Source organism: Methanofastidiosum sp., assembly GCA_020854815.1.
Lineage (GTDB): Archaea > Methanobacteriota_B > Thermococci > Methanofastidiosales > Methanofastidiosaceae > Methanofastidiosum.
This window is the reverse complement of record JAHKLW010000029.1, coordinates 52,083-78,465: the sequence shown is the minus strand read 5'-3', so window position 1 is coordinate 78,465 and position 26,383 is coordinate 52,083. Positions and strand designations below refer to the sequence as shown.

The window sequence follows — 26,383 nt, the reverse complement described above, 5'->3', positions numbered from 1 at the left end:
CTAAAGAACAAGAAAAAGTCAGAACAATTATAATTTTACCTTTAGCGCCAGTAAAAACTATGTAAGATGAAGAATAAGGACAATTACAATCATAATAAGCTGAATTATAAGGCACGTCAAAATAAATGGGTCGGTGAGTATCTTTTCTTTAGTCTTTCTTGGGACTAGCCTTGGCTCTCTCCTTTCCCTTACATAGAAGAGCTCTCTTTCGTCCATACTCTACCAAAGGCAGTCATTTTATTAAGTTTTATGGATAGAAATAGTGAAAGTACAAATACGCCACGATTACTAATTAAAATATCTTACATATAACGAATACAGGCCCGGAAAATAGAGTCATCCTCTAATTTAACTACCCCCTTTAACCGGGCCTTTTCTTTTCACCCAATCATTGTTGCAGAGTCTATTATTATTAAAATTGTGATGTCTTTTAATTTTCTTCCAGATCTTCTGGCTCTTCTTCGTCATCGTCATCGTCGTAGAAATCAATGAATCCAACATCTTCAATAGTTTCATTCATAGTCTCAAGGTTTTTATTAATCGCCTTCATTTCCTTTAAGATCTCCGTCATAAGCTTTAACAACATATACTCTGTTTCTTCCTTCATTTTCTTTACCTCCAGTTACACTAATACAAATTAGTCCATTTATAAGTTAATTTACCCCTATAAAAATTTATGCAAAAAAGATAAGAGATTTAGAAGCTTCTGCCACATTTTTTGCAGTACCAGTCAGGTTTTGGCCCTAAAATGATACTCTCGCCAAACTTTAGATTGCCCCTCTCATACTGCTGGTAGTCTCTAGAAGTTGGGTATCCGTAAAATATCGGGATTACTTTATTAGAGCTGCAATAGCTACATATGGGATTTTCTTTCTCCATCATTTAATCAAATCTCCGGTAAATTTAACGATAGCTTTACCTATATTTAGGAATATGTAAAGAATCAGGTAAAACATGGAAAAATAAATTATGTTAGAGAAGGATCTAGTCTTTTGGCTTCATTGAAGCACACCTGAGCTTCAGAAGGTCTACCAAGAAGTTGAAGTGCAACACCTTTGTTATACCATGCCCCTGCATCCTTTGGATCTATGGAGATAACTTTGTCAAAACAGGTGATTGCATCAAGGTAGTGGCCCTGGCCTCCAAGTATCACACCTTTATTGTACCAGGGAAGAGGGTCATTTGGATCCAATGTAATCGCCTTGTCATAGGATTTAATGGCATCAGGGTATTCGCCAAGTTGGTCATGGCACACGCCTTTGTAGGCCCAAGCTTCTTTAAAATTTGGATTAATCTCCAAAGCAGAATCAAACATTATTATTGCCTCTTTATATCTCGCCTGATTGAAAAGTAGCTCGCCTGCAGTGTAATATGACTCTGCAGTTTTTGTTGTCCCAGTTTGAGTTGACCCAAGACACCCTGCACTAATCAATACCCCGAAAACTGCAAATATAATCAGAACCTTATTAAGAGTTTTCATCGTAGAGTACTTTCATTCTAAATATATAAGCATATGCAACTCAGATAAATATTTTCAAAATGCATAAAAATATATACAATCATTCTTAATAGTATTACGTGGATATTAAAATACTTGAAGAGAAGGGTGAAATCGGAGGATCAAAGATACTATTTGGAGGAAAAGTAGCTAGAGACCTATTAGTTATCTATACTATAGGCCATAGTAATAGAAAGATCTCTGATTTTATTTTCATCTTGAAAAAATTCAATATTGAGCTCTTGATAGATATAAGGACCTATCCAACGAGCAAATATGTCCCTGACTACAACAAAGAAAATCTCTTCAGATTTCTAAAAGGAAACGATATAGAATATCTCTACAGGGGCGATATACTTGGTGGTCTTCATCCTGAAGGCTTTGATAACTATCGCAGAACTCAAAAGTACATCGATGCACTGCATCAGCTTCTGAGAGAAATATTGATGTCAAACAAGACCGTTGCGCTAATGTGCAGCGAGAGAGACTATAATAACTGTCACAGGAGATTTATCTCTGAAGACCTAGAAAAAATAATCTTGGAAAATAGCTATGATATAATAATAGAGCACATAGTCGATGAGAGGGGTATAGATAAAACACTAGACCAGTTTATGGAGTAATTATTTTGCCAAATAAGTGGTTCATTAATCTTAAATACATGTTGTCATCATAAAAATATGATATCATGGGAAAAACTTATGATGTAGTAATAGAGATGGACGAAGATGGGTATTATGTTGGAAGTGTACCACTACTCCCTGGATGCCATACTCAAGCCAGATCAATAGACGAGCTTTTGATTAGGATTAAAGAAGCTATAGAACTTTACTTAGAAGTCAAGGAAGAACAAAAAGAGGATATTAAATTTTTGGGCATTCAGAGAGTCGAAGTAAATGTCTGAAAAACTAATACCTTTAAATCCTGAAAAAATTATTAAAATTTTAGAAAAGTTTGGATTCAGACAAATAAGACAAAAAGGGAGTCATTTAATATTAGGTAATGCCAAAGGAAAAATTGTAATCGTTCCTATTCATGACAAAGAGATTGGAAAAGGCCTTCTAAGAAAAATTTTAAAGGAAGCAGAAATAGAAAAAGAAGATTTTTTAGAGTTTTTATAAACTTTAATACTCTTTATTCCATTATGAATACATCTTCTATTTTATCTTTGTTAAGTGCTTTGGTAATCTTATAGGCAAGCTCTAGCGATGGATTATACCTCCCCTGCTCCAGAGAGTTAATGGTTTGCCTTGTTACATCTACAATCGCCGCAAGCTCTTCTTGGGTAATCTTTTGCTCTTTTCGGAATTCCTTGATCTTTGTTTTCATATAGTCCTCATTTTAACTTTAATACTTCCTATCTAAGACTTTGTATGCAATGACATAGAAGACAAGTATTGCACATACCATGTAGCTTATGAATAGCGAGTATCTCATCGTAATCGGCTGTATGCCATCAAGGATTATTATGGCAAAAGCAACGAAGATAAAGACCATAAAGGTCATTGTCCCGGCCTTATACCTTAACATCTCTATCCTTTCGTCAACAATCTTTTCTCGCTTTGTGAAGTAGATCATTGCAGTTGCAAGGATCATAACAAATCCTATGAAGATGAGGTAATTCCCAACAGTGGAATACCCAAATAACTCGTTTTCCCCAATATTGTAGAAATTTAATAGCATTCCCGAAATCATCAAAACTGCTATGAAGATGATCCTGTAAATCATACCTTTCTTTGTCACAACTTTTTTGCTCGTCATTTTACATACCTCCAATATGTAAAAAATATATTACATTTTATTTATAAAGGTTTCGATTTTGTCAAAAATATATTACATATTGGGGAAAATATTTAGATAGGAGCCAATACTTTTAACATCAATTTTGAAAATAGATACATAAACTATTTATATTAACTTGTATAGTTAGTTCATATGTCAATTATTGTTCATGCAAAAGTAGAAAAAGGAGTACTAAAACCACTTGAGGATATCTCTAAACTAGGGATTGAAGATGGGGAAGTTATTTTAGAGATTAAAACCCCCAAGTATAAGACAAAAAATAAGGAACTCTTTAGGCAATCTATAAATGCATCTAATAAAATAATTGATGAAGTAGTAGATCTAGACATAGATCTTTTGGTGGATTAATGTTTCAGAGATTAGTAAATTTTACTTCTGGAGAAATTTTCATTGATTCAAATATTTTTATTTATTCAAACTCCCACTCCCATCCGCTAAAGGAAAAAACTAAGAATTTTCTTTTTAAACTTATGAAAATGGAGATAAATGGAATAATTAACGGGATAGTATTGGATGAAATCTATCATAAGATACTCATAATGGAAATATCGGAGAAGTATAATATTGCCCCGCTAGATGTTCCAAGTTACATAAAAAACAAGTCTGAAGTCTTACAAGAAGTGAATACACCGAGAAAAACAATTGAAGACATAATGGCTTTTAATAATTTGAAAATAGCAAATATCGCTCCTGAAACATTACAAATTGCATTGTCTTTTTCTTCTAAACTATTATTTTCAGATGCAATACATGCAGCTACATGCAAGGAATACAAAATTACAAATATAGCAACTAACGATAAAGATTTTGAAAATTTAGATTTATTTAAAATATGGAAACCATAAAGAATATTTGATATAAAGGCCCAGATATAAATCGGGGAGTTTACGAGATGATAGTAATCTGGGTCTTGTATCAGAACACGCAAGGCCATTTTAATGATTAATCAGAGGAAATTTGTATTTCCTCAATTATCTCGTTTAGCCTCTGGAGCATCTTTCGGAAAATATCTTTGTCAATCGCCCTTGCGATCTGACCTTCGCAGAAGTATTCTGCATTCAATACAAATGAAAATATGTTTCTGATATCAAGCATATTTAGATCAGAAAAATCCAATTCCCCTTTTAGAAGACTAAAGTACTTTCTGACGCATTTGTGGTCGTATGGGGCGACTAAGAATTTGTGATCCTCTAGACACTTTATGAAATCACTGACAACGCTGGAGTATGTATAGTACGGACGGTGTATGATGCTAGGCTTTATTTCCCTATTGGGGAAAAATTCAAAGAAGCCGTTTTCCTTGTCTTCAAAGTAGGGGAGATATTCCAGGATCTTATAGACCTGTTCCTTCGTTGGCAGGACAGATTCTTGAGGCATAAGAAACATTAATTATTTGAGAGAAAAGTATTTAATGTTATGCCTTTTGCTGTTGGTGTAGATTTTATGGCAATCATTCTAATGAGAAATACCCAAAGTATCCTCTGTTCCCGAACTCCCCAAATGAAAACTTTAGTATTTCTTCAGGCTTATCCTGAATGTCATGTGGGAGGGGGTGCGGGATCAAATACCCGAGTGCATGGCTTACAATTAGAAAGTGGACTTCATTCACATAAAAGCCGATTTTATCTTCATGGAATGCATCTTTGCCCATGGCGATTTCCTTTACTAGAAAACCTTCTTCTGTTTCTTCGTAGTCTGCAATGTATCTAAGTTCACCAGTCCAGCTCCTTACAAAAAATATGTGGCCGTCATACTTGTAGATGTTCCACTTTTCTTCCATAGCCTCTGATCTAAAAAGTATTCCATCAGGGAGGGAAGCATCCGGAAAGGGAAAATCAACATTGCACTTTATCTTGACACCATTTTCAAAATTATCCTTTAGGTATTCTTTCCCGTCTGAGGCCTGCATGGCGATATATTTTTCTAAGATATCCTTATTCGTTGTGTGAGACCTCATATTAATTGCATATTCTCTTGTGTCAAATAGAACGGCGCCAAACGGTGTTTCATCTTCTTTGAGCCATCTGGGCTCATAGTGCTCCACTTCATCCCCAAAAGAGATTGTGTCACCAGGCTTTGCATTTTCAAGTTTTTCAATTTCTTTTTTTGTTGGGTTCCTGTACATCTCTAATTGTTCATCTTCCATTTTATCTTCCAGTTTTAGAGAGAATTTTAGGGTATTTAAATTTAAAGGACCTTTAAGGTCATCGAGATAAAGTCTCTAATATTATTCGTTTTTGTTCTTTTCAAGCTTTACTTATCTTACCATAATTTCTAGATAAAAAAATGTTATTATTTATATCCAGTATATAAGAAATATTTTAAATTCAAATAATTATTAAAAATCGATACATTTAAATAGATAAATATTCTATAATATCCGGTGAGAAAATGACTGAATTGATAAGAAGAATATTGGTCCCAGTAGATGGATCTAAAGCTTCAGAAAAAGCTGTAGAGTATGCAGCATGGGTAGCAGGCAAAACTGGAGCATGTGTAATGCTGCTCCATGTAGTAGATGTAGATAAATTAAAGCTATCCTATGAAGCTATGGACAGATTTCTTCCTGAATGGGAAGATAAAATAAAAGGAACAGACGACATAAAGAGGTACTCCCCATTCTTTGAAGAGCAGCTGAGTTGCATGATGGACGACCCACTATGCAAAAGAGGCAGCAATATTCTAAAAGAGATGTCAAAGTATGCAGAAAAACAAGGCGTGAAAGTCAAGACAGACATGAAACTTGGAAAGGTTGTCGACACCATAATACAAACAGCCGAAGATGAAAAATGTTGCAATCATATAATCATTGGGAAAACAGGATTAACTGGAATTAAGAGACTTACAATGGGCCACGTTGCAGAAGATGTGGCCAAATACGCAAGCGTCAGAGTAACTGTTGTTCCTTAAACTCAAATATTTTTTCTTTTTCAAAATAGTAACTTTATATAATTCCTCTTTTCTTTAACTCAAAGAAGCACTCTCTGCAAATTTTTACATCATAAAGGGCATCATGCTTTTCTTCAAAAGTTTGATTAAATAAGGTGTAATAAAGTTCAAAAAGACTTGGCCACTTAAACTCATACTGGCCACCTGGGATCTGGCAATATTCCGTTGTGCCAACCATCGTGCAGAATCTATTGATGGAGTTTAATCTAGTGTTAATGCCTTTTCTAACAAGCTCTGCCCCTATCACATTGAAATCAAAATCGATGTTATGGGCAACTAGGTAATTTGATCTGTTCAAAAATTCAGAGAATCTGTTCAAGACATATATCAGTTCTTTTCCTTCCATATGGGCTCGCTCATTTGATATTCCGTGTATATTCTGAGAATCAAATGGGATGACAAAACCTTCCGGTTTAATTATGTACTCTTCTGAGGACAATATTTCTCCGTTCTGGTCACAGTAGAGCCAGGCAATCTGGACGAGCCTTGGCCAGTTATTCGTATCGGTATAAGGGGCATACCTTTTCCTTGGAAGGCCGGTAGTCTCTGTGTCAATGAAAAGATACGTCATACACTCTTCTCCTTAAGATCGCACAGTAGAGCATAGTCACAGTTGTAGCACTCCCAGCCTGCCTTTGGATCAAATTCCTCATTCATTATCCTGTTTATTGTCTCAAGGAGTTCTTGTTTTATCTTTTCAATATCCTCATCCTTTGGTTGAATAGCGACCTTCTTGTTTTGCCGTAAATACCATAGCCCCACCTGTTTTGGCCTCTTCCCAAAAAGCTCTTTTACTGCCATGTCGTAAGTTAAAAGCTGAATGTCTCGTCTTAGATCGCTTTCTGAAATAGGGGTCTTAGAGGTCTTATAGTCCCAGATTATGTACTCATTTCCATCCTTATCAACTCTATCAATAACCCCGTTTATGCTGTATTCATCAAGCTTTATTGTAAATCTTTTTTCTGTTTCAACTATCTTTGTATCCATCTTTTCCTGCTCTCTAAGAAATATCTCTAAAATATCAATCGCATCTTTCTTTGCCTGCTTTTCCTCTAGCTCTGTTGAATACCCGCTGCTCTTCCAGAAGGCATCAAGGTATTTTATTGCAAGCTCTAGATCTATGGATTCCCCTTCCATTATTTTTTTAGAGAGCTCCTCAATGACGCTGTGGACAGTGCCACCTAAATCAAAGTAAGGCTTTGGGAGTGTAGGGATCCTGTATACATAGTTATACTTGTAAATCCTTGGGCACCTCTTATAGGTGTTAAACTGTGAGGCTGAAAATGTCAGCTCCTCTTCTATAATCTTTTCCTTTTTTATCTCGCCATCCTCTATCTGCTTTAGTATCGCATCGTAGTCAAGCTCCTTTAGATTTTGGACAATTGATTTGTGATCATTCCCCTCTAGCTTTTCTAGGAGCATGAGCTTTGGTATAATCCCTCTGTAATCCTTTCTATGGAGATCCGATATTATCTCACCGATATAGTTCTGCCTTATTAACCCCTTGACCGAATCTTCCTTTATTGAGATGGGATCTGTCTTTGGAGTCAGGAAATTTATATCGGGATTTTTTGTATATTCTATTTCCTCAAGAAACTGGCTTGCTTTTGAATCACGTTTGTTATCGCCGTACCTATTGGCATATGTTATAAAAAGCTTTTTCATAGCACGGGTCATAGAAACATAGAACAGGCGCCGCTCTTCTTGCAGGTGCAGCTCCCTCTCATCAAACTCGCTCTCTGCTCCGTTTAGTAGCTCTCTTGGAATTTCAAACTTGTCACTCCTATATCTTGTTGGAAGCTTGCCGCTCACAAGGTCTGGGACAATGACGACCGGGAATTCCTTGCCCTTTGCAGTGTGTATAGTCATGATCTGGATGACGTTATTTTCCTCTCCAGTCTCGGTCTTTATCTCAAAGTTTGATGCGTAATTAATAAAATCAATAAAATCTTCTAGCTCGCTATCCCTGTAAAGATTATAGTAGTCAACTGTGAACTTATAGAACTGATTTAGAAGCGATATGTTCCTCTTGTTATTAAGGCTTAACTCATACCTGTAAAAATCAATATCAAAGAGGATCTTGTAAATTAACTCAGGAAGATTAAGGACCTTTTTTTGTGATACTATCAAGTTTAGCTTTTCTTTTATGTGATTAAACTTTTCCTGTTCTATATCTATTTCTTTAATCTTATCAAACGCTTCATATAGGCTTAACTTGTTCTTGTAGGCATACCTTGTGAATCTAGTTACTTCAACTGGTCTTATCGAGCTCTGCTTTCTTTGCAGGACCCTTGCTATCTCAATGTTTGACTCAATAGGTTTTGATGCGATTTTGATAAATGAGACGACATCCTTTATCAGCGGCTCTCTGAAGAAATCAGAGTTCCCGACAAACTCGTAGGGCATCTTGTGCTTGTCAAATGTGTCTATTATTGGCTGCGCATCCTTTTTCCTTCTAACTAGGATGGCAATGTCCTTATAGTCATGGTCCTTCAAAAGAGTTTCAACTTGATTTAATGTGAAGTGCGACTGCTCCTCTTCATTTTCAAGCCGGGCCACCGTTACCTTTTCACCCTCCTCATTTTCTGTGAAAAGCTTCTTCACAAATCTATCAGGCTTGTTCGATATTAATTTGTTTGAAACGCTCAAGATTTTCTTGGTGCTTCGGTAGTTCTGCTCCAGGACGATTTCTTGATGGGAGGGGTAAGTTTGCCTAAACTCAGAGATGTTTGTGAGGTATGCACCCCTAAACCGGTATATGCTCTGGTCATCGTCACCAACGACTGTGAGATTCTGGTGTTTTCCTGCTATAAGATTTACAATTTGAAGCTGGATGAAGTTTGTATCCTGGAACTCATCTATGAGTATGTACTTAAACCTCTCCTGGTACTTTTTTAGGATAGTTGGTCTAGTTTTAAAAAGCTCATAGATTTTTGTAAGCATGTCCCCGAAATCCACGAGATTATTTTTCGCCTTGTAATCCTCATAGAATTTGTAGGCCTTTAGGATATCCTTTAGAGTTTCAAGTCGCTCGTAGTTTTCAAGGTCTAGTTTTTCTTCTGATTTGTTTTCGATATAATTTTCAAGCTTTTCAATTGTAACAAACTCATCCTTAAACTTTGAGATAATCTTTCTTAGCTCTTCAACTAAAGTGACGGGCTTAAACCCGACTTTGATGAATTCAAGATTGAACGAATCTATGTTTTTGATAAACCACACTAGTTGCGCCGTATCCTCTATGACCTTTAGTGGGGAGTTCATTTTGAGTTCTAAGATATTATCTTCAATTAACTCTTTGCAAAATGAGTGGAATGTTGTTATGATTATATCCTCTGTCGAGCCAACAAGCTTGTTCACCCTGTCAAGCATCTCAGCTGCAGCTTTGTCTGTAAATGTCAGAGCCAGAATATTCTCCTGAGGTATCCCTGACTCTACGAGGTAGGCAATCTTTTTTGTTATAACGCCAGTTTTTCCGCTACCAGCACCGGCAATGATTAGTATTGGCCCTTCTGTTGATTCAACGGCCTTCCTCTGTTGGGAGTTTAATTCAGTAAGTAAATCAGATTTCAATTAAAACACCATCAATTACTAAAGATTTGTTATTCTCATATTTAAATATATAGAAAAGGAATTGGCCTTATTTTTAGCGCCAGTTATTCTAAGTTGAAATATAAAAAATAAATTAATCTTCTCTTGCTACAATCCGACGCTTGTAACTTTGTAGGTAAATTTATATCCGTGTTCTGTTGCCTTCGATTCAAATTTTTTTCTGATAGCCCCATAGTCAAATTTATATTCATATTTTTTTCCAAAAAGATTAGACTGTTCTTCTATTGTTCCCTCTCTTGCACCAGACATTGTGTTGTAAGATTCTTTCTTGAAACCAAATCCAGGGCTCATTCCACTGTCAATGCCACCAGACGACATCCCTGCCCCTGATTCTTTTAGCATTTCAGTGAATCTAACTTCCTTATTCTGCTCATCGACTCTAAACTTTGCTGAATAAATTAACTTTTGTTTAGCTAGAAATGCCTTCCTTTCAGCTAACTGCACTTCAAATCCATAAATTCCCTTTTTCTCGCTGATTTTTGCAGGTATTCCTGAAACTATATTCTTTAGCTCATCAGTAACTGACATATTTTTATCTCCTGTAAAGTTTATGTTCTATTATTAAAGACGTAATTGACTTTTATTTCTTTTGATATGGGCCACGCTTTCTTTTTGGCCTTATTTTTATACCCCTTTCTTTCATTTGGAGTTTCCAAATCGATTACCAGAAAGCAATCAGACCTTATTTTTAGGGCCAGATTCCATTAAAACGAATTGGCCCTATCTTTTAATAGAAGTTGAGGAGATTAACGGGCCCTTTAATATGATCACTTATTATTAAACAAAACACGGTATTTTTTTAATAGGATATATTTTTAGGGCCAAGTTACTTTAAAATTAGAACAACTTTATAGTTTTAAATCTCTTTTATTATCTCGTAGATCTCATGGGCAACATAAGTTCTTTCTCTCTGCAGATGTTTTGTTTCCTTTAATATTCCATATTTGATTAATTTATCGATATACCTCTTTGCTGTGGGATAGGTAACGGCCGATACCTTTCCAGCCTTAGCAACTGTAACAAATGGATTAGAAAACAAGTAGTCTATTATGTTTAGAATCTCAGAGGTCTGTGTTTCATTTTGTATCCGCTTCCTATAAGATTCTCTTAGCAGAAGGAGTTTATGCGCCCTTAACAGGGCATCTTCAGATTGAACTTCAATGGCCTTTAAGAAGAATTTGATCCACTCTTCAAATTTTCCCGTCTGCCCAGTTTTAAGCAAGAGTTCATTGTAATTAAGCCTATACTTTTCAAAAAATTCACTGATATATAGTAATGGTTTTATTATCTTCTTCTTTTTGCACAAATAAACTGATATCAGGCTTCGCCCTATCCTGCCATTGCCATCACAGAATGGGTGGATGGTCTCAAACTGGTAATGCATCAATGCGCATCTTACTAGAACTGGAATATTGTGCTCCGTATTTAGGTAATCTATTAGGTCATCCATCAATTTTGGAACGGCTTCGGGATTTGGCGGAACAAAGATGGCGTCTGATACGTTAGAAAATTCTGATCCAATCCAGTTCTGCACATCTCTAAATTTTCCAGGAGACTTCTCATCCCCTCTTACGCCCCCCATCAGTATTTTGTGCATCTTTTTTATAAGGCTTAAATCAATCTGATTATCTTCAACATGTTTTAAAGCATAGTTTACCGTGTTGATGTAATTTATTACCTCTTTCGCATCAGGCGTCTTTTCTTCCCCCTCTTTAGTCTCTGAAAGCAATACTTCCTGCAGAGAGATTCTTGTACCTTCTATTCTTGTACTCATTATAGCTTCTTTTCTAAGGTAGGGAATGATCAGTAGATTAGGGCTTGGAAGAGATAAACCAACACCAGATAGCTTTCCTAGCTTCTCTTCAGCCTTTGACAGTATCAAGACGAGCTCCTGGTCAAACTCAATCTTAGGGGGCAAGGGATTTGGTATAAATACGTTGTATTCTTTACCGGCCTCACCCTTTGCCGCCTCTATTTTACCAAATGCATCTTTATAGTATTCTTCTTCCACATATTAATATAGGCGGCCATTCTATTTAAAATTTTCTATTATTTCTTTAATAGGAGTAGTTTCTATTAAAGAAAAAGGCCTTTTCTTTTAATAGAAGTTGGAGATATTAACGGATCCTTTAATAAGAATCCTTCTTATTAAACAAAACACGGTATTTTTTTAATAGGATTTATTTTTAGGGCCAACTTTTTCGTGCTCTATAACAAGAAATTTATATCAAATTGCCATTGCAATTATTAAGAGAATGATCTAACATGTCCGATATTTTAGGCAAAAAATGCCCAAGCTGCGGGATTAAATTTGTCAAGGAAATAGAAAAATGCCCTATATGCAATGTTTATCTAGAGACTATTTCTGATACAGAAGTTTTTGATAGCGGCGGCTATTCTAAAGACGGCTTTGACAAGCATGGCTATGACTTGGAAGGCTATGATAAGCTTGGCTATGACAGAGAGGGCTACAACAGATCTGGATATTCCAAAGCGGGCTTTGATAAAAGTGACTTCAACAAACAGGGGATCCATAGATACACAGGCAGGAAATTTAACTTTCAGAATATTGACAAAGACGGATATGATGACAAGGGATTTGATGGGGCAGGGTATAACAGAAGCGGATATGACAGATTCGGCCGGGACAAAGAAGGCTTTGACAAAGAGGGTTATGACAAAAATGGATTTGATAGGAACGGCCTTCACAGAAACGGGACAAAATATGCGTACAGCGGCTTTGACAAGGATGGCTATGATAGGGACGGATATGACCATTATGGGTGCAATCGTGAAGGGAAGAAGAGAGATTCAAAGTCAAAATAGGGCACTATAGAATTTTTCATAAGTTCATTTCTTACTGGCCCACTTCTTGGCTGCCTTTGTGGGGAAAAGAGTTGCAAATATGGTCTTTTGCCAGTTGAGAAATTTATCAATGCAATCTGAACATATCTCTACCCTATTAGATTCATCAATCTTTAACTGATTTAATTTTGCATTATACTTCTCAATTGGTTTCTTACACAATACGCAATCCATTATAATCACTTTCCTAATGAAGATTTATCTTCTAAATTTACCGGTAAAAAAAAATAATTGATTAGAAAAGATTGTAATATAAAAAATAAATTTATTCTTTGAATTTGCCAAGCCCGAACTTCCTCAGTATCCAGTCGATTGGATGTGATTTTGGAGTTATTTCGACTGGGACTACCCTATCACAGCAACTACATGGCTCTTCTCGGGGATTGCATTTGAATGTGAAATACACTGTACCGGGGCGAACTGTCCTAAATGTGTATACTGTGTGATCAAGAACGCCGATTCCTTTTTTGGGCGCTTCTTTGTAATTATATGATGACCCATCAGTATAATATGCTCTAAAGTCTATTAGTTCTACAAGGCCCAAACGAACTGGAAGTCCATTCGGAACGATTTCATTATACCAAATATCCGTACGTGTAGAATCATCGACTTTTATCCATTGCCAATATGACTCTCGTTTGTTATGAGTAATGGTAAATGTTTCCCCAACCTTAACTGTCCCCATACTAATCCCATAAGAGGACCCTTCACATAGGCATGGAGCTGAACCATCACATGAAGAGCATTCAATGTCTGGATCAACGGCGCTGGCAGTTATTGATGCCACCCCAAAGGTGCTTCCAACAAATAACAAGCTAACCAATAAAGATATTATTTTTCTCATAGTTTTCACCATTATACTATTTATCAATAATTCTTATCTCATTTAAATCTTTGCTCTATTTTTAAGGCCAGATCATATTAAAGAAAATGACCCTGTCTTTTAATAGAAGTTGGGAATCTTAAAGGATCCTTTAATAAGAAAAACTATCTATACTGTTCAAACTCTTCCTGTGTTAATCCAGAATCTTTGATGATTTTTAACAATGTCCCTTTTTTAAGTTCCTTGTGAAGTGGGACCGTGACTTTGATAAGCCCATTTTCGCCTAGTTTCTCAAGTCTAACATGGGAGCCTTTTTGCCTTACTGCAATAAATCCTGCCTTTTTTAGAATTTTGATAACTTCTAAGCCTGAAAGGACAGCAGAGTTCATATAGCCACTTCGAGCCTTTCTCCGGAATATTCCACAAGCTCATTTACATCCGGCTCCAAGTATAGTTCTATGGCCTCTTTGATATTATCTAACGCTTCAGTTTTTGTTTCTCCTTGAGAGATGCACCCGGGAAGAGACGGAACATAAACAGTGAATCCTCCTTCTTCCTGAGGTTCCAAAATAACTGTTAGCTTCATACATTCTAATTACTAATAAAGAATATATAAAATTGACGTATATTAAGAGTTCATCTTTAGATCTGGCCTTTTCTTTTAACAGAAGTTGGGAATGCAAAAGGATCCTTTAATATGATCACTTCTTATTAAACAAAATCGGGTATTTTTTTAATAGGATTTATTTTTAGTGCAAAATTTAGATTACCTATTTATATGATAAATTCCATTATTATGTTGGAATGAGAAAGTTAACTAACGAGGAAATTGGAAAGATTGGGCTCTACGAGTTTCAGGGTTACATCGGGGCTATGACCTCGCCAACATTTGGTGGCTGGAAGGGAACTGATAGATTACTGGAGCTACTTAATATCAAAGATATGGAAAGGCCAAGGATATTGGAAGTTGGATGCTCAACAGGTTATATCACAAGGCATGTGGCCCAAAAGTTCGATTGTGAAATTGTCGGTGTGGATCTATCTGAGATACTTATAGAGCTCGCTAGGGAAGAGTCAGAAAAATTAAATCTAAAAAATGTTAGTTTTGAGAGGGCAAGTGCTGAGAGCCTTCCATTTGTCGATAATTCCTTTGATATAGTCTATGGGGAGGCAATAACAGCATTAGTCAGCGACCCTGTAATGGTTTTGAAGGATTATAAAAGAGTTCTAAAAAAAGGCGGAAAAGTTGCCACACTTGATCTTTTCACTAATGAATCTTTAGACTCTGAATTTTATCAAGAGATGAAGAATATCATGATCATGTCCAATATTATTGGGCCAGAAACTGATATCAGAACTCTTAATGAATGGGAGAATATATTCAAAGAAGCTGGATTTAATGATATCAAGATAAATGACTACTATGAAGATATTTTTGTAAGGGAATATTCCTTTGCTGAGAAGATAATGATCTCGATTAGAGTGCTTTACCATATGGCGGTAAACAGAGAGCTTAGGCGGAAGTTGGGCCCGATGCTAAAGTTTGTTAAGAAGTTCCAGAAGGCGCTGGAAGGAGATTCATTTGGGTATTTCATCTTTACCGGGGTAAAGTAGTTATTTTTAGGGCCAAAAGAAAAATGAAAGATTTAAATAATAATTATTTTTAATATTGCCTATGGAAGAAAAGAAGAACAGGATGGCGCTGGGCGTTTCTATTGGATTTGGAGCGGGTGCTGTCCTTGGAGTTATAGTCGGGATTTTAATTAAAGACATTGCAATTGGATTATCTATTGGCATAGGTATTGGTATTGCAATGGGTGCGGCAATCGGCGGGGCAGTTGAATACAGGAAATAACTGGCCTTACTTTTTTCTTTTGATATTTTTCCATATTTTTATAAAGGACAAATACAAAACAATAGTGAAGATATTGTAGGGAGGTCTTTTCAATGGGCGTGATTATGGAGGCAACTAATGACATAACTAAAATAGCTGTGATTCTAATGTTAATTGGATTTATAATAGGGCTTTTTGTCGGTAGCGCGATAGCAAACCCCTCTCAAAATAGCTATACACCTACCACAACTACCCAGAGCAGTTCAGAACAGCCTGCCCAAAAGCCTACTGTCAAGATAGGTGGATGCAGCCTGACAGATTCAGAGGCTGAGGCTCTAAAGGATTCGTATAGAAGGCTTTCAGAGGATAATCTAAGACTAAACGATTTAGTCATTTCAAAAAACGGAACGATATTGGATCAGAATATAAGGATTGACTCCTTGAATGCAGAGATAAATCGCCTCAAGTTTGAGATTTCAGTTCTTCAGGAGATAAATCAAAAGTAGTTAAGGGCATAAGCCAATTTCTGATATATTGGATTGATGCTATGTTACTAATTTTTAGCTCTATGCCTGAATTTAATTTTTATAAACAGATAACCTTAAATATCCATATGTCCATATGTAAAGTATGGATAAGAAATCTAAATCAACTAAGAAAAATACCCTGCTCTACCTTGATGAGAATCTAGTGGAGCTGGCAAAAGAGATGAATTTCAATATATCAGAGCTTGCAGAGGAGGCCATCAAGACAAAATTGAATATAAACGGATACAACAAGAGGTTTGATCCGTCAAAATACCTTGAGAATCTTAGAAAGAAGGGGCTTGCATACAGGATACCTTTCAAGATAAGTAAAATAAAAATAGACAATCACAGATTTCTAAAAAAAATAGATATCGATTTTGAGCAGAATAACATGATGGTAGGGGGCACTGCATCTGGGAAAACTACAATTGTAAGATCCATCCTCCTGTTCTTTGATAATAGCCATAGCCTAAAGGATTTCTCCTATGAGGACTACCTTGGTGGGCCTGAGGAGATAAAAATCACCTTTAACCAGATAGACAAACTTACCTGTGAAGTCTACGGGGAAAGAATCAATTTGAATGGGGGGTGTATCTTGATTGATGAGGGACTTGAAAGACTTGATCACGATGCAAGTGTTGTTTTCTTGAAATACCTTTTGGATAGAAAAGAGCAAATAATAATAACATCGCTTTCCTCTGATGGGTACTCCTACGAACCGTGGATAAAAAATTTCAAAATGATTGAAATCCAAAATGACCCCAGTGAGGACCTACATATAATGGAGAGGCAGCTAATCCATGAAATGATGAAGAGGGAGAAACAGTTAGAAATGCTAAGGGCCAAATTTGAATTAAAAGAACAAAGATTAAAGGAATCTGAAGCAGGTGGTCTAAAAGAAGAAGAAATAAAGTCAATCAAGGAGCAGATTATGAGTATTGAGGATGAGATTAAGATGATTCAATTTAATATAAAGAAAAATCGAAATAATTTGGATGAAGTCAGAAATCAGATTGTGAGTAGGATGCATGAGGATGAGTGAATGACAGATTTTAAGAATATTAAAACTGGATATGTTAGAAACAAACTGAAAGGATTGGAGTATAATGATGAGAATGCCAAGTATATTCAGGATCTGATGTTTCTTGAGCGGGCGATATCAGGCGAAAAGCTTAACTATATTGCAGGCATGAGTTATGAATCAAAAAAGGATCAATACCCTCTAGATTTCAAGGAGATTTACACAGAGCTAGATCCTGATGGCTACAAACAATACCTGGCGAATGAAGAACAGAGGAGACGAAAAATAGAGGAATCAAGAAAGCAGCACGAGCGAAGAATGGAAGAGGAAGAGGCTCTTTCTATGAAATCATGGGAAGAAGTTTCCAAGGAGTAATAAATATGATTGCTTGTGAATTTTCCAATGGAAAAGAAATTTTTTTCTCTATTTCCCATATTTTTTTCCATATCCTTATATATGAAAAATGATAATAAATCGATTGTAATTTAAAATAATTTTGGGGATTATAATGAGTCAAAATTGGAAAGTTGGAGAAATACGTCAGTCCATGATAAGTGATTGGAAAAAATTAATAATAGATTTTAGAGATCAATTTCCCTACGATCCACTCACTGCCTTAATTGTTGAAACATTTGCCAATTCAATAGACGCGAAGGCTACAGAAATTAGAATATGCATTGAAAAAGATAAATTCATTGTAATAGATAATGGTTGTGGAATGAATGAATTTCAGTTTTCTCAATATCACAACATCGCATCATTAACAAAAACTAAAGGTGAGGGAATTGGATTTGCAGGAGTCGGTGCAAAAACTTATTTAGACAGAGCGGAATATATTATAACTGAAACGAAATCTGAAAAATTCAAAGGAGCTTCATTTTGGCAATTCATTGAAAAAATACCTGAATGGAAGATTATTGAAACTTCTAATAAATTAAAATCAAATGGAACTTATGTAGAAGTTAAAATAAAACATCCAGAAGACAAAAAAAACTTTAATCAAGAATTTGTTGAGAATGCGTTATTGGATAATTACAATACTATCCTTTTAGGACATTATAATGTTAAAAAAGTATATGTTAATGATAAACTAATTGAAGGTTGGGCGCCTAAAAAAGAGGATATAGAATCCACTAAAAAAATTACTACTAAAATCGGAAATAATTATCCTATACTATATGTATATAAAACTAAAGATAAGTTACCTGAAAAATATCAAGGGATTAGTGTCGTTGTTCATGGGAAAACAGTATTGACTAATTTTTGGTTTAATCTTTATCCTTCATGTGGAGAGTGTATAACTGGCATATGTAAATCTGATTATTTGATTGGAGTGCTAAGAACTTCTAAATCAGATTTCGATAAAACTTCTATGCTCTGGAAACATTATCATAATAAAGTAGGGGGTATTTTTGGTAAATGGCTTCAAGAGGTAGGAGCAATACAAAAACCAAAAACTACTGTTGATGATATTGATAAACTGTATAAAGATGTTGAATCAACAATAAACGATGTTTTAAAAATGCCTGAGTTTAATGATATCACGGACAAATTATTCCAAAATCTGATATCTAAACAAACTTCTATTAAATCAAATGAAGGTGGATCATTAGGAAATATTGCTACTGGTGGACAAACAACAAGGGGAACGATTGGAGGAAGTCATCATGGTGGTGGAATCATCACAATCGGTGATGATGAAGAAAAAGAAGGGATTGTTGAAAATAAAGATGATGGCGACACTCCTATAGAACGAATTAGAAGAACAGTCAAAGGTGGAATTAGCATTAGCTATGACGATAGACCAGATAACTTATCCGAAGGATGGGTAGATCCACTTAGTAAAAGTATAACAATTAATGTCGCACATCCTACATGGAAAATTGCTGACGGGCTATCTAAAGAATCTAGGGCAGAGCATGTTAGGGTGTATCATTTAGTAACTACTGTTTTTGGTATAGTGGCCAATGAAGTAGATGAACAAAATTCGAAGAGACTTACCTCTGATTTATTGACTAAATGGCATCAAATAAGACTAAGGGGGCAAACCGCATGAAAATTCCTATAGAGATTCATAAATCGAATGATGAAAAAAATAGTTATAAAATTAAAATATCCTTAAGTCATGCAATTGCTAATAATAGTTTAGAGAAAGAATCTTTTATAATTCAATCAAAGTATCAAGAATTTATAATAAAATCATTAGATATTATCAATAAAACCCAACAAAATAATAAATCTAGAGGTAATTCAATTTTGAAATGGCATTTAGCGGACAATATTTACAGATTTGCAAAAGATTTAGAAAATAAAGATTTTATCTTTGCCAACATTACAGAGGCTTTATCCAGAGATTTAGAAATATCTACAAGACAAATTAATTATTTAATTGAATTTAGAACAACTTATCCTAAGTTAGAATCTATAAACGAAAAAATCAGTTGGGACAAATATAAAGAATTATTAGATATTAACGATAATTCTTTCAGAAAAGAATGTGAATCCAAGCTAATTAAAGGAGAAATTAAAACGAGGAATCAACTTAGATTAATTAAGAAAAATAAACGATACTAATTTGAGTATAATTGATTGAGATATAGGCATTATGAATTATTAAATATTTTATACGACTTAAGAAACTAAGTCCACAACAATCAATTTTAATTTATCTTCATTGTAAGGGGATATACTAACTCGTTCAAAAATTGATTTGTCTTTAAGAAATTCTCCTAACCCTTTTATCAATAGATCAAAATTATTATTTTTCTTGTAAGTAGACCACAATCTTCTTATCTCTCTAGTTCTCTGTTTTGTATAAGGAATCTTTACTAATTTAGCGTTAATCTGTTCTAATTTTTCTACTAACTCATTGCCCTCTTGATAAGTATCCATGAATTCATCAATATATCTATCTATTTCGTTTCTTATATCTCTAATAAATTTTGTACTCTTTGAGCTAGCCAATTCTTTTAGTTGTGAGTCCTGTTCTTGACTTGATGATAAGTTTTCATATACTTTTCTTATATCCTCAACAATAACCTGATTTACTTCGTAGACCTTTTCAAAGAAATCAGGCACTACTCTTTTTTCATCGGGAGGACATTTTATATAATTAAGTATCTCAGTCTTGTTTTTTATTAATCTATTATTCTTAAAATCATAAAGATACCAGAAGTGGAAATCATTATCATATTTGTAATAGAAAAAAATCCCTGCTAGTTTCTTAGTTTTTAATCCACTATAAACGCCGTTAGGTATCGATTCAATTTCTTCTTTCGCCTTTGATTTTAAATAATCTTTAAGGGGTTGATAGAACTGCTCCCCACCACCAAATGCATCAGATTCAATTTCATCAATTACCGTATTATCTTTATTCTTTATCCTTCTCATTATTCCAAATACTTTTGGATGTATTTGTTCACCTAATACGGTTTGATCTAATCCAACAGAGTGATCAATATCTAATATCTTTTTTTGAAGATATTCTAATAATCTCAAAAGAGCTTCAAGCTCCTTTTCAGGAAAGAAGTTATATACATGAATCTTTGAGAATGGGGATCCTATCCTATCTATTCTACCTGCTCTCTGGATCATTCTAGTTGGATTCCAGTGAAGATCATAATTAATCAAAAACTGTGCAGATTGGAGGTTCTGCCCTTCCGATAAAACATCCGTACTCATTAAAATATCAACTTTATGTGATGCAAAGTCTTCAAGAATTCTCACTCGTTCATTGGGATTCTTTGAAGTTAAGCCTGAGCTCGATATTGCTTGGATTTTTATCTTGGAAAACTGTGGATCAGAATTTATCTCTTTGTAAATATAGTTCAGAGTATCGGCATAATAAGTAAATATTACTACTTGGCCTTTTTTAGAAAGATCAAATAGAATTTCTTTAAGAGAATTTAATTTCGCATCATTTTTTGGTTTGATTGTCTTGACTTTGTCTAAGATAATGTTTAAGAGTTTAATGTCTGAATCAATATCCTCAATCAGTTTATCTGTATTATACTTCTCTAAATTAAAATCTTCGAGTGATTGTATTATTTCTTCATCCTCAAGTTCTTCATCTAAATTCATTAAATATTTAGAAAAGAATTCTTTTGTGACAAGTTTTCCTTCAAAAAGGTACTCTTTAAAAGTGTTGAGAAAATTGACGTGTTTTCCTATGCTTATCCTAAAAGCTTCAATACTACTCTCTAATCTTTTCAATAAAATTGTACTGAATATACCTTCAATAGCAATCATTCGTCCACGTAAGAATTCCTCTTCTTTTGTTAACTCTTCATCTTTCTTATAATCAAGAAGCCTATAGTAGGCCATTGATAATTTATCGGTGATGATTTCTGATATCTCTCTATACAATCCTGCATATGTTTCTTCCAAACTATAATTAATATTTTCCAATTCTCTTTTTGGGAATATTATTCTTTTTTCTTCGTTATTGATAGTAACAAAAGCTTCTGGATAATTTTTTACGATGTAATCTCTAGTCCTTCTTACAGATATCTCATTTAGAAGATCACTAAGTAAAGTTGGCTCTCCTTCCTTTTCAACTTCTTTGAAAAATTTGAATAAGTTATCAATATTGTCTTTAGAAAAAGTTCTTTGATTTTGTAAAGTTAGTAACATTATCTGCCAATACAAATCCCAAATACTATTGTTTATGGGCGTAGCAGTTAACATCAGAATTTCAGGTTTCTTTCCTTTCTTAGTAATATGTTCTGATAGAAGATTGAATAGATGCTCCCATTTATTTGACAAGGGATTTCTGAAGTTATGGCTTTCGTCTATAACTACTAACCTGATAGTAGAAAGATTATCTTTGATCACATTCTTTATTTTTTTGAGATATTCCTCAGAAGCTAACTCCTCTTGGGACAATATATTATCTTTGACATCTATAGATTTTAATTCTTTTGACCACATTGATTTTAACTGGGCGGGGCATATTACAAGGATATTTTCTCTTCTATAGTAACCTCTTTTTTCTATAATCTTTTTTGCAATCCAAGTTTTTCCAAGACCTACTGAGTCAGCTATTATTATAAATCCATATTTTTCTATTCTTGATTCAATCCTATATATGGCATCCTCTTGAAACTCTGTAAGATTAACTTTAGATGCGGGGAGATATGGGTCTATTTCTTCTTGTTCTTCTCTAATATCATTTTTTTGTAGCTCATAAAGAGCTTTGATATAAACTTGGTATGGCGTATATTCTTTACTACCATATCTTGATGAATCAAGTAACTCAATAAGATCATTTTTAAAATCAATAGACTCTGCCCAGAACTTTTCAAACCATTCTTTTTTTGTATATATTGCTTGAGATTCTTGTTTCCAAGTATTTAATTCTCCGTATCTTGTTAGGCCAGCACCTGTAAAGTTTGAAGAACCTATAACAATCAAATTATCGAAGATATATGCCTTACCATGAAGAAAATCTTCAAATAGTTTAACTTCGACATTCTCTTTTTTTAAGAAGTCAATCAGCTGTTTTACAGTGTCATTGCATCTTTTAGATAACTCTAGATCTTCAAGATTTTGACGAATTTCTTCAGAAAGAACATCGCCTAATGTTCTTTCAGATTTTATTTCAGGAGGCTTACCTAGTAATAATCTAAATTGAGTAACTCCGTTGAGATTGTTTTTTACTAGAGCATAAGCTTTGATATCAAAAAAAGCTGTGGCAATATCTAAATTTGTTTTAGGATAATCTTTAAGAGCCCAATTTAGGAAAGAGAATAATTTGTTATCTTCACTGTTATCTATAATTTCATTTGGAATTGGCATATTACTCACATTTCAAACTTTTTGCTTTATCTAATCTTTGTTTGACTAGTTCACATAGAGACCAATATACTTCATTTCTTTCTTCTTTTGTTAATCCTAATTCATCAAATATAATATCGTCTAATTCTTCTCTTTCAGGAATGGGTTTGGGGAATTGATCCCTAATAGTTTTTGTTGGATCTATTCCTATTTCTTCAAAAATTGGCTTGATTTCTCTATAAATAAATTTTTTTTTGTTAATCTCAATTTTTTCAATTTTTGGTATTATAAACTCTTTAATGGTATAAGTTCCATGTGCTAAAACTCCGCCGCCTAAACTTGGATTTCTGAATATTTCAAGCGATAAAGATGAAAAAGTAGAGTTTAATAATAAAATTAATGTTTCTTCATCTATTTCTTTAGTTCTTGGTATTATCCTAAAAAATCTATGGGAAATTATTCTATTAGGATTATAGTTTATTATATGACTTGCCCCTTGATAACAAGCCATTATTATTTTAGAACCATAATATGCTTGTTTTGGTAAATCTGTCTTATACTTATTTTTTTCCCCAAAAGAAATGTATCGATATGCTTTACTTGATTTTAAATCTGATAAGGATATTTCTTTTGGAACTCTAAACAATTTTGTTTTAAAGGGCTCTTTTACTAGTATCGATTTCAATTCTTTTGGTGATTCTATGAAATCAGTGAGAAATTCTTTTTCTATCTCAAAAGTGCTTCCATCTATTCTACTCTTTATTTTGCACAAATTATTAACTGTTTGTTCAACAGAGACAAAAAAGAATTTGTCTGAACCTAGAGTATTAAGATATGTTTCTACATTAATTATGTCACTTAATCTAGTAAGTTTTTCTCTTGAATTTTTCTGGATATCTAAGAATATGTCTGGACTTCGAAGATATCTCCCGCCCCACATAGTTCCATAATAAATATTTTTATTAGTCAATCCCTGTTGGAATAATTCTTTTTGACTAATACATACTACTCTCATATCGTTAGTTACTTTCGTGTTTTGGCATTTTTCTATCTCTAATAAATTGTCAATCATTAAACATTCTTCAAATGGTTTCTTAAACATTACAAATTTTGCAATATTATTTATATATGGCCATGTTCCTTTATTTGTTTCCTCTTCAAATAACCATTCAGTTAAGTTTTCTATTTTTATTTTTGGGCTTCCAAAAAAAGCAATGATTGTATTCACGTCTGCATGAGCAAAGCTCTTTTTTACTAAATTGTCGTAAATAGAATAGATAGGAACATATTTTACTAAAAATTCTTGCAAGTCTCTACCATATTCTACATCTAACCACGAGTTTGAAGTAATAAAACAAAATGTTCCCTTTTTATTTAATAAGCTTAAACCGTGAAAGTAAAAATATATGTAATAATCGCTTTTTCTATCCAAACTTTGAATTAATGGGAATTGGTTATTAACTGAATTAATTAGTTTCTCTTTATATTCTTTTTTAGCTTCCAAAGATACTTCAGATTTAGGTATATTTGGAGGAGATATTTTTTGATATCTAACATATGGTGGATTTCCGATAACTATATCAAATCCCCCTTTATCTCCAAATATCTCGGCAAAATCAATATCCCAAACGAAAGGTTTTTCTTCAGGATTCAAAAGCTTCTTATTCAATTCGTTTAATATATGTATCTCTTGCTTTAGATCTGTAATTTGTTTCTGCAAAATTCCTTCTTTTTTCTCTTCTTCTATCTCAAGTTGAATTTTTGATTTTGGCCTTTCAACTAAAAAAGTTTGTTCTGATTTTTTGCTTTTGAGCAATTTATCATTGTTTTCTTTGATTTTATTTTCAACAGCCTCTATTCTTTGTGCAATTATTTCTTGGAAAATCGAAATTTCCTCATTTCTAATTTCATCTGATCTTCTAAATCTTCCAGTTCTTGAACTTTCAAAATACTTCTGTTTCTCTAACTTTAGTTTGTCTAATCTTTTTTTCAATATTGGATTCAATATATTTTGGCGTAGGTTAAAAGTCATATCTCCAATCTCTTGAACTAAAGAATCACCTCTTCTAAGATTCATATCCAGATTAGGTAGAAGTGGCCCTTTCTTTAGTTCTTCAGTTTTGAAATCGGATTCAACTATTAATTGTAACCATAGCCTTAACTCTGCAGCATGCAAAGCCCAAGGCATTACATCTACACCATATAAATTTCTCTGGATAATTCTGTATTTTCTCTCAAAATCAGGGATATTACGGCTCGATTGGATATGAATGTAAGAATAAACTTCTGATAAAATATTTAGCATTCCAACTAAAAATGCACCAGAACCACATGCAGGGTCTACAACTGATAAGTTATCTAACACTTCTTCAAGTCTATGCCATATATTATTTGAATTAAAATAATCAATTAAATCTTCATCAAGGTCAGGTAAATCAAAAAGGAGATGATAAATTTTTTCTTTAGGTAAAATATCTGGCATATTATTCCATATATATTCAACTAAAGATCTTTTACACATAAACTCTACTTCAATTGAAGGGGTGTAAAATATCCCAAGATCGTTTCTATCGTAAATTTCATCTGCAACATTAGCTAATGATTCGTAAACATATCCAATCATTTGCGGGTCAACAGCAACATCTTGATCTAATGGTATATCCTCTTTTATTGTAAAGTTGTATCTTTCAAAAAAACCTTGGATTAATTCTAAAAAAAGAGAATCTGGCAAAACTAAATTTTTCAGTGACTCATGTTTGTCCAATTTACTCTCTCTAAAAAGTCCACCATTTAAGTGAGGTGCATATTCTAGTAATAACTGACGCATCGATTCAGATATTTCAGATATCTCTGCCGCCCTGCCGTTAAAAGCTTTAAAAAATATTTGCTTTAACCATTTGGAATAGAACGTATCTTTTTCGTTGCTTTTTTTGTATTCCTTCCATAAGTAAGAAATGAATTTTTTCTCTTTAAGCCAGCCTTTTTTTGAAATGAAATAGATGAACATTATTCTATTCAACAGCTGTAATGTAAATTCATGCGATTCTTTTTTAGGAACTTTTTGCTCACGAAGATAATCTCTAACTTTGAAGAAAACTTTTTTGTAATCTTCAAAAAATGAATCTTGTACTCTCTCAACACTAAAAGCATCTTTCCATTTTTTAAAAATAAAACGCCAACTATTTTCTTGTTCGTACAATAGGCGAGAAACAATATCTATATCAGTATAGTATAAATCAGATTTAATGGCGTGAAGGCGTGTCAGTTTTAGTTTGAAAACATCTCTCTCTTTAACATTTTCAGGTAGTATGAATACAATATTATCATAGTTATCGGTAAATATTACTAATAGGCTTCTATAAGATTCTGCTAACTTTTTAGTTACTTCTCTAGTAAATCTTGTACTGATGGAATTGCATTCTACAAAAAATACTTGAAGATTATCTCCTTTAGATAATCCCTCACCAATGCTTATTATTGAATATACTTCTTTAATTCTATCTTGGTCTTCTTTCTTGAAATTAAATGAGTCTTTTTTTCTTCTAGTGGGAGAAGGATAAATAATCTCATCGGGATAATTTAATAATCTAAATAAGTCATAAACATCTTTAAAATTAGAAATTTTCTCTAGGTGATTTTTAACAATTTCTCTAGTTATTTGATTAACTTCTTTTGGCAC

Annotated in this window: 32 protein-coding genes; 14 read left to right on the top strand and 18 right to left on the bottom strand. The window is 33.8% G+C overall.

Annotation, left to right across the window (positions count from 1 at the left end):
• Window positions 1–57: 57 nt before the first annotated feature.
• From KO464_03810 to KO464_03795, 4 genes are all read right to left on the bottom strand, one after another.
• Window positions 58–216, bottom strand: a complete 159-nt coding sequence (locus tag KO464_03810) for a hypothetical protein (protein ID MCC7572498.1) — start codon at window positions 214–216, stop codon at window positions 58–60.
• A 214-nt stretch (window positions 217–430) separates the two neighbouring features.
• Window positions 431–607 carry a hypothetical protein gene (locus tag KO464_03805; GenBank protein ID MCC7572497.1) on the bottom strand — a complete coding sequence of 59 codons (177 nt, stop codon included), beginning with the start codon at window positions 605–607 and terminating at the stop codon, window positions 431–433.
• 89 nt (window positions 608–696) lie between these two features.
• A complete protein-coding gene (locus tag KO464_03800; GenBank protein ID MCC7572496.1) occupies window positions 697–882 on the bottom strand; it encodes a hypothetical protein in 186 nt (61 codons plus the stop codon).
• 85 nt (window positions 883–967) lie between these two features.
• Window positions 968–1,480, bottom strand: coding sequence for a tetratricopeptide repeat protein (locus KO464_03795; protein ID MCC7572495.1), 513 nt, complete (start codon window positions 1,478–1,480; stop codon window positions 968–970).
• A gap of 98 nt (window positions 1,481–1,578) precedes the next feature.
• On the opposite strand from KO464_03795, the gene KO464_03790 reads away from it, so the two are divergent.
• The 3 genes from KO464_03790 to KO464_03780 all read left to right on the top strand — a co-directional run bounded on the left by KO464_03790 (window position 1,579) and on the right by KO464_03780 (window position 2,619).
• Window positions 1,579–2,121 (top strand): DUF488 domain-containing protein, encoded by a 543-nt coding sequence (locus KO464_03790; GenBank protein MCC7572494.1) that lies wholly within the window; start codon window positions 1,579–1,581, stop codon window positions 2,119–2,121.
• Window positions 2,122–2,186: 65 nt separating this feature from the next.
• Window positions 2,187–2,402 (top strand): type II toxin-antitoxin system HicB family antitoxin, encoded by a 216-nt coding sequence (locus tag KO464_03785; protein ID MCC7572493.1) that lies wholly within the window; start codon window positions 2,187–2,189, stop codon window positions 2,400–2,402.
• Complete coding sequence (locus tag KO464_03780) at window positions 2,395–2,619, top strand: type II toxin-antitoxin system HicA family toxin (GenBank protein MCC7572492.1); 225 nt, start codon at window positions 2,395–2,397, stop codon at window positions 2,617–2,619. Before KO464_03785 ends, KO464_03780 begins: the two co-directional genes overlap by 8 nt.
• 13 nt (window positions 2,620–2,632) lie before the next feature.
• Here KO464_03780 and KO464_03775 read toward each other — a convergent pair whose 3' ends face one another.
• Entirely contained in the window at window positions 2,633–2,827 is a 195-nt protein-coding gene (locus KO464_03775; GenBank protein MCC7572491.1) for a helix-turn-helix transcriptional regulator, read from the bottom strand.
• An 18-nt stretch (window positions 2,828–2,845) separates the two neighbouring features.
• On the bottom strand, window positions 2,846–3,259 hold the full coding sequence (locus KO464_03770) for a hypothetical protein (protein ID MCC7572490.1): 414 nt from the start codon (window positions 3,257–3,259) through the stop codon (window positions 2,846–2,848).
• A 174-nt stretch (window positions 3,260–3,433) separates the two neighbouring features.
• Here KO464_03770 and KO464_03765 point away from each other — a divergent pair, with 174 nt between their 5' ends.
• Together KO464_03765 and KO464_03760 are read left to right on the top strand one after the other, a co-directional pair.
• Entirely contained in the window at window positions 3,434–3,649 is a 216-nt protein-coding gene (locus KO464_03765) for a DUF104 domain-containing protein (GenBank protein ID MCC7572489.1), read from the top strand.
• The gene (locus KO464_03760) at window positions 3,649–4,146 is read left to right on the top strand and encodes a type II toxin-antitoxin system VapC family toxin (protein ID MCC7572488.1); all 498 of its coding nucleotides are present in this window, start codon (window positions 3,649–3,651) and stop codon (window positions 4,144–4,146) included. Before KO464_03765 ends, KO464_03760 begins: the two co-directional genes overlap by 1 nt.
• Window positions 4,147–4,243: 97 nt before the next feature.
• On the opposite strand, the gene KO464_03755 is transcribed toward KO464_03760, so the two are convergent.
• Both KO464_03755 and KO464_03750 read right to left on the bottom strand, forming a co-directional pair.
• Window positions 4,244–4,687, bottom strand: coding sequence for a hypothetical protein (locus KO464_03755; protein MCC7572487.1), 444 nt, complete (start codon window positions 4,685–4,687; stop codon window positions 4,244–4,246).
• A gap of 64 nt (window positions 4,688–4,751) precedes the next feature.
• Window positions 4,752–5,447: a hypothetical protein gene (locus KO464_03750; protein ID MCC7572486.1), complete on the bottom strand. Its 696-nt coding sequence runs from the start codon at window positions 5,445–5,447 to the stop codon at window positions 4,752–4,754.
• A gap of 245 nt (window positions 5,448–5,692) precedes the next feature.
• On the opposite strand from KO464_03750, the gene KO464_03745 reads away from it, so the two are divergent.
• The gene (locus KO464_03745; protein ID MCC7572485.1) at window positions 5,693–6,211 is read left to right on the top strand and encodes a universal stress protein; all 519 of its coding nucleotides are present in this window, start codon (window positions 5,693–5,695) and stop codon (window positions 6,209–6,211) included.
• 34 nt (window positions 6,212–6,245) lie between these two features.
• On the opposite strand, the gene KO464_03740 is transcribed toward KO464_03745, so the two are convergent.
• From KO464_03740 to KO464_03725, 4 genes are all read right to left on the bottom strand, one after another.
• The gene (locus tag KO464_03740) at window positions 6,246–6,821 is read right to left on the bottom strand and encodes a 3'-5' exonuclease (protein MCC7572484.1); all 576 of its coding nucleotides are present in this window, start codon (window positions 6,819–6,821) and stop codon (window positions 6,246–6,248) included.
• Complete coding sequence (locus tag KO464_03735) at window positions 6,818–9,820, bottom strand: ATP-dependent helicase (protein MCC7572483.1); 3,003 nt, start codon at window positions 9,818–9,820, stop codon at window positions 6,818–6,820. The genes KO464_03740 and KO464_03735 overlap by 4 nt, the downstream gene beginning before the upstream one ends.
• Window positions 9,821–9,946: 126 nt before the next feature.
• Complete coding sequence (locus tag KO464_03730; GenBank protein MCC7572482.1) at window positions 9,947–10,303, bottom strand: hypothetical protein; 357 nt, start codon at window positions 10,301–10,303, stop codon at window positions 9,947–9,949.
• A 412-nt stretch (window positions 10,304–10,715) separates the two neighbouring features.
• Window positions 10,716–11,870 (bottom strand): Fic family protein, encoded by a 1,155-nt coding sequence (locus KO464_03725; GenBank protein ID MCC7572481.1) that lies wholly within the window; start codon window positions 11,868–11,870, stop codon window positions 10,716–10,718.
• Between the two features lie 254 nt (window positions 11,871–12,124).
• On the opposite strand from KO464_03725, the gene KO464_03720 reads away from it, so the two are divergent.
• Window positions 12,125–12,685 carry a hypothetical protein gene (locus KO464_03720; GenBank protein MCC7572480.1) on the top strand — a complete coding sequence of 187 codons (561 nt, stop codon included), beginning with the start codon at window positions 12,125–12,127 and terminating at the stop codon, window positions 12,683–12,685.
• Between the two features lie 24 nt (window positions 12,686–12,709).
• Here the strand turns inward: KO464_03720 and KO464_03715 are convergent, their stop codons facing one another.
• The 4 genes from KO464_03715 to KO464_03700 all read right to left on the bottom strand — a co-directional run bounded on the left by KO464_03715 (window position 12,710) and on the right by KO464_03700 (window position 14,133).
• Window positions 12,710–12,898, bottom strand: a complete 189-nt coding sequence (locus KO464_03715; GenBank protein ID MCC7572479.1) for a hypothetical protein — start codon at window positions 12,896–12,898, stop codon at window positions 12,710–12,712.
• Window positions 12,899–12,989: 91 nt separating this feature from the next.
• Window positions 12,990–13,568, bottom strand: a complete 579-nt coding sequence (locus tag KO464_03710; protein ID MCC7572478.1) for a hypothetical protein — start codon at window positions 13,566–13,568, stop codon at window positions 12,990–12,992.
• 143 nt (window positions 13,569–13,711) lie between these two features.
• On the bottom strand, window positions 13,712–13,936 hold the full coding sequence (locus KO464_03705) for a type II toxin-antitoxin system HicA family toxin (GenBank protein ID MCC7572477.1): 225 nt from the start codon (window positions 13,934–13,936) through the stop codon (window positions 13,712–13,714).
• On the bottom strand, window positions 13,933–14,133 hold the full coding sequence (locus KO464_03700) for a type II toxin-antitoxin system HicB family antitoxin (protein ID MCC7572476.1): 201 nt from the start codon (window positions 14,131–14,133) through the stop codon (window positions 13,933–13,935). The genes KO464_03705 and KO464_03700 overlap by 4 nt, the downstream gene beginning before the upstream one ends.
• Before the next feature lie 218 nt (window positions 14,134–14,351).
• On the opposite strand from KO464_03700, the gene KO464_03695 reads away from it, so the two are divergent.
• The 7 genes from KO464_03695 to KO464_03665 all read left to right on the top strand — a co-directional run bounded on the left by KO464_03695 (window position 14,352) and on the right by KO464_03665 (window position 19,503).
• A complete protein-coding gene (locus KO464_03695; GenBank protein MCC7572475.1) occupies window positions 14,352–15,161 on the top strand; it encodes a methyltransferase domain-containing protein in 810 nt (269 codons plus the stop codon).
• A gap of 61 nt (window positions 15,162–15,222) precedes the next feature.
• Entirely contained in the window at window positions 15,223–15,402 is a 180-nt protein-coding gene (locus KO464_03690) for a hypothetical protein (protein ID MCC7572474.1), read from the top strand.
• Window positions 15,403–15,494: 92 nt separating this feature from the next.
• Window positions 15,495–15,887, top strand: a complete 393-nt coding sequence (locus KO464_03685; protein ID MCC7572473.1) for a hypothetical protein — start codon at window positions 15,495–15,497, stop codon at window positions 15,885–15,887.
• A 124-nt stretch (window positions 15,888–16,011) separates the two neighbouring features.
• Window positions 16,012–16,950, top strand: coding sequence for an ATP-binding protein (locus tag KO464_03680; protein MCC7572472.1), 939 nt, complete (start codon window positions 16,012–16,014; stop codon window positions 16,948–16,950).
• A complete protein-coding gene (locus KO464_03675) occupies window positions 16,951–17,304 on the top strand; it encodes a hypothetical protein (GenBank protein ID MCC7572471.1) in 354 nt (117 codons plus the stop codon).
• 133 nt (window positions 17,305–17,437) lie between these two features.
• The gene (locus KO464_03670; GenBank protein MCC7572470.1) at window positions 17,438–18,985 is read left to right on the top strand and encodes an ATP-binding protein; all 1,548 of its coding nucleotides are present in this window, start codon (window positions 17,438–17,440) and stop codon (window positions 18,983–18,985) included.
• Complete coding sequence (locus KO464_03665) at window positions 18,982–19,503, top strand: hypothetical protein (protein ID MCC7572469.1); 522 nt, start codon at window positions 18,982–18,984, stop codon at window positions 19,501–19,503. The genes KO464_03670 and KO464_03665 overlap by 4 nt, the downstream gene beginning before the upstream one ends.
• Window positions 19,504–19,560: 57 nt before the next feature.
• On the opposite strand, the gene KO464_03660 is transcribed toward KO464_03665, so the two are convergent.
• Window positions 19,561–22,725, bottom strand: a complete 3,165-nt coding sequence (locus KO464_03660; GenBank protein MCC7572468.1) for a DEAD/DEAH box helicase family protein — start codon at window positions 22,723–22,725, stop codon at window positions 19,561–19,563.
• Between the two features lies 1 nt (window position 22,726).
• Complete coding sequence (locus KO464_03655; protein MCC7572467.1) at window positions 22,727–26,383, bottom strand: Eco57I restriction-modification methylase domain-containing protein; 3,657 nt, start codon at window positions 26,381–26,383, stop codon at window positions 22,727–22,729.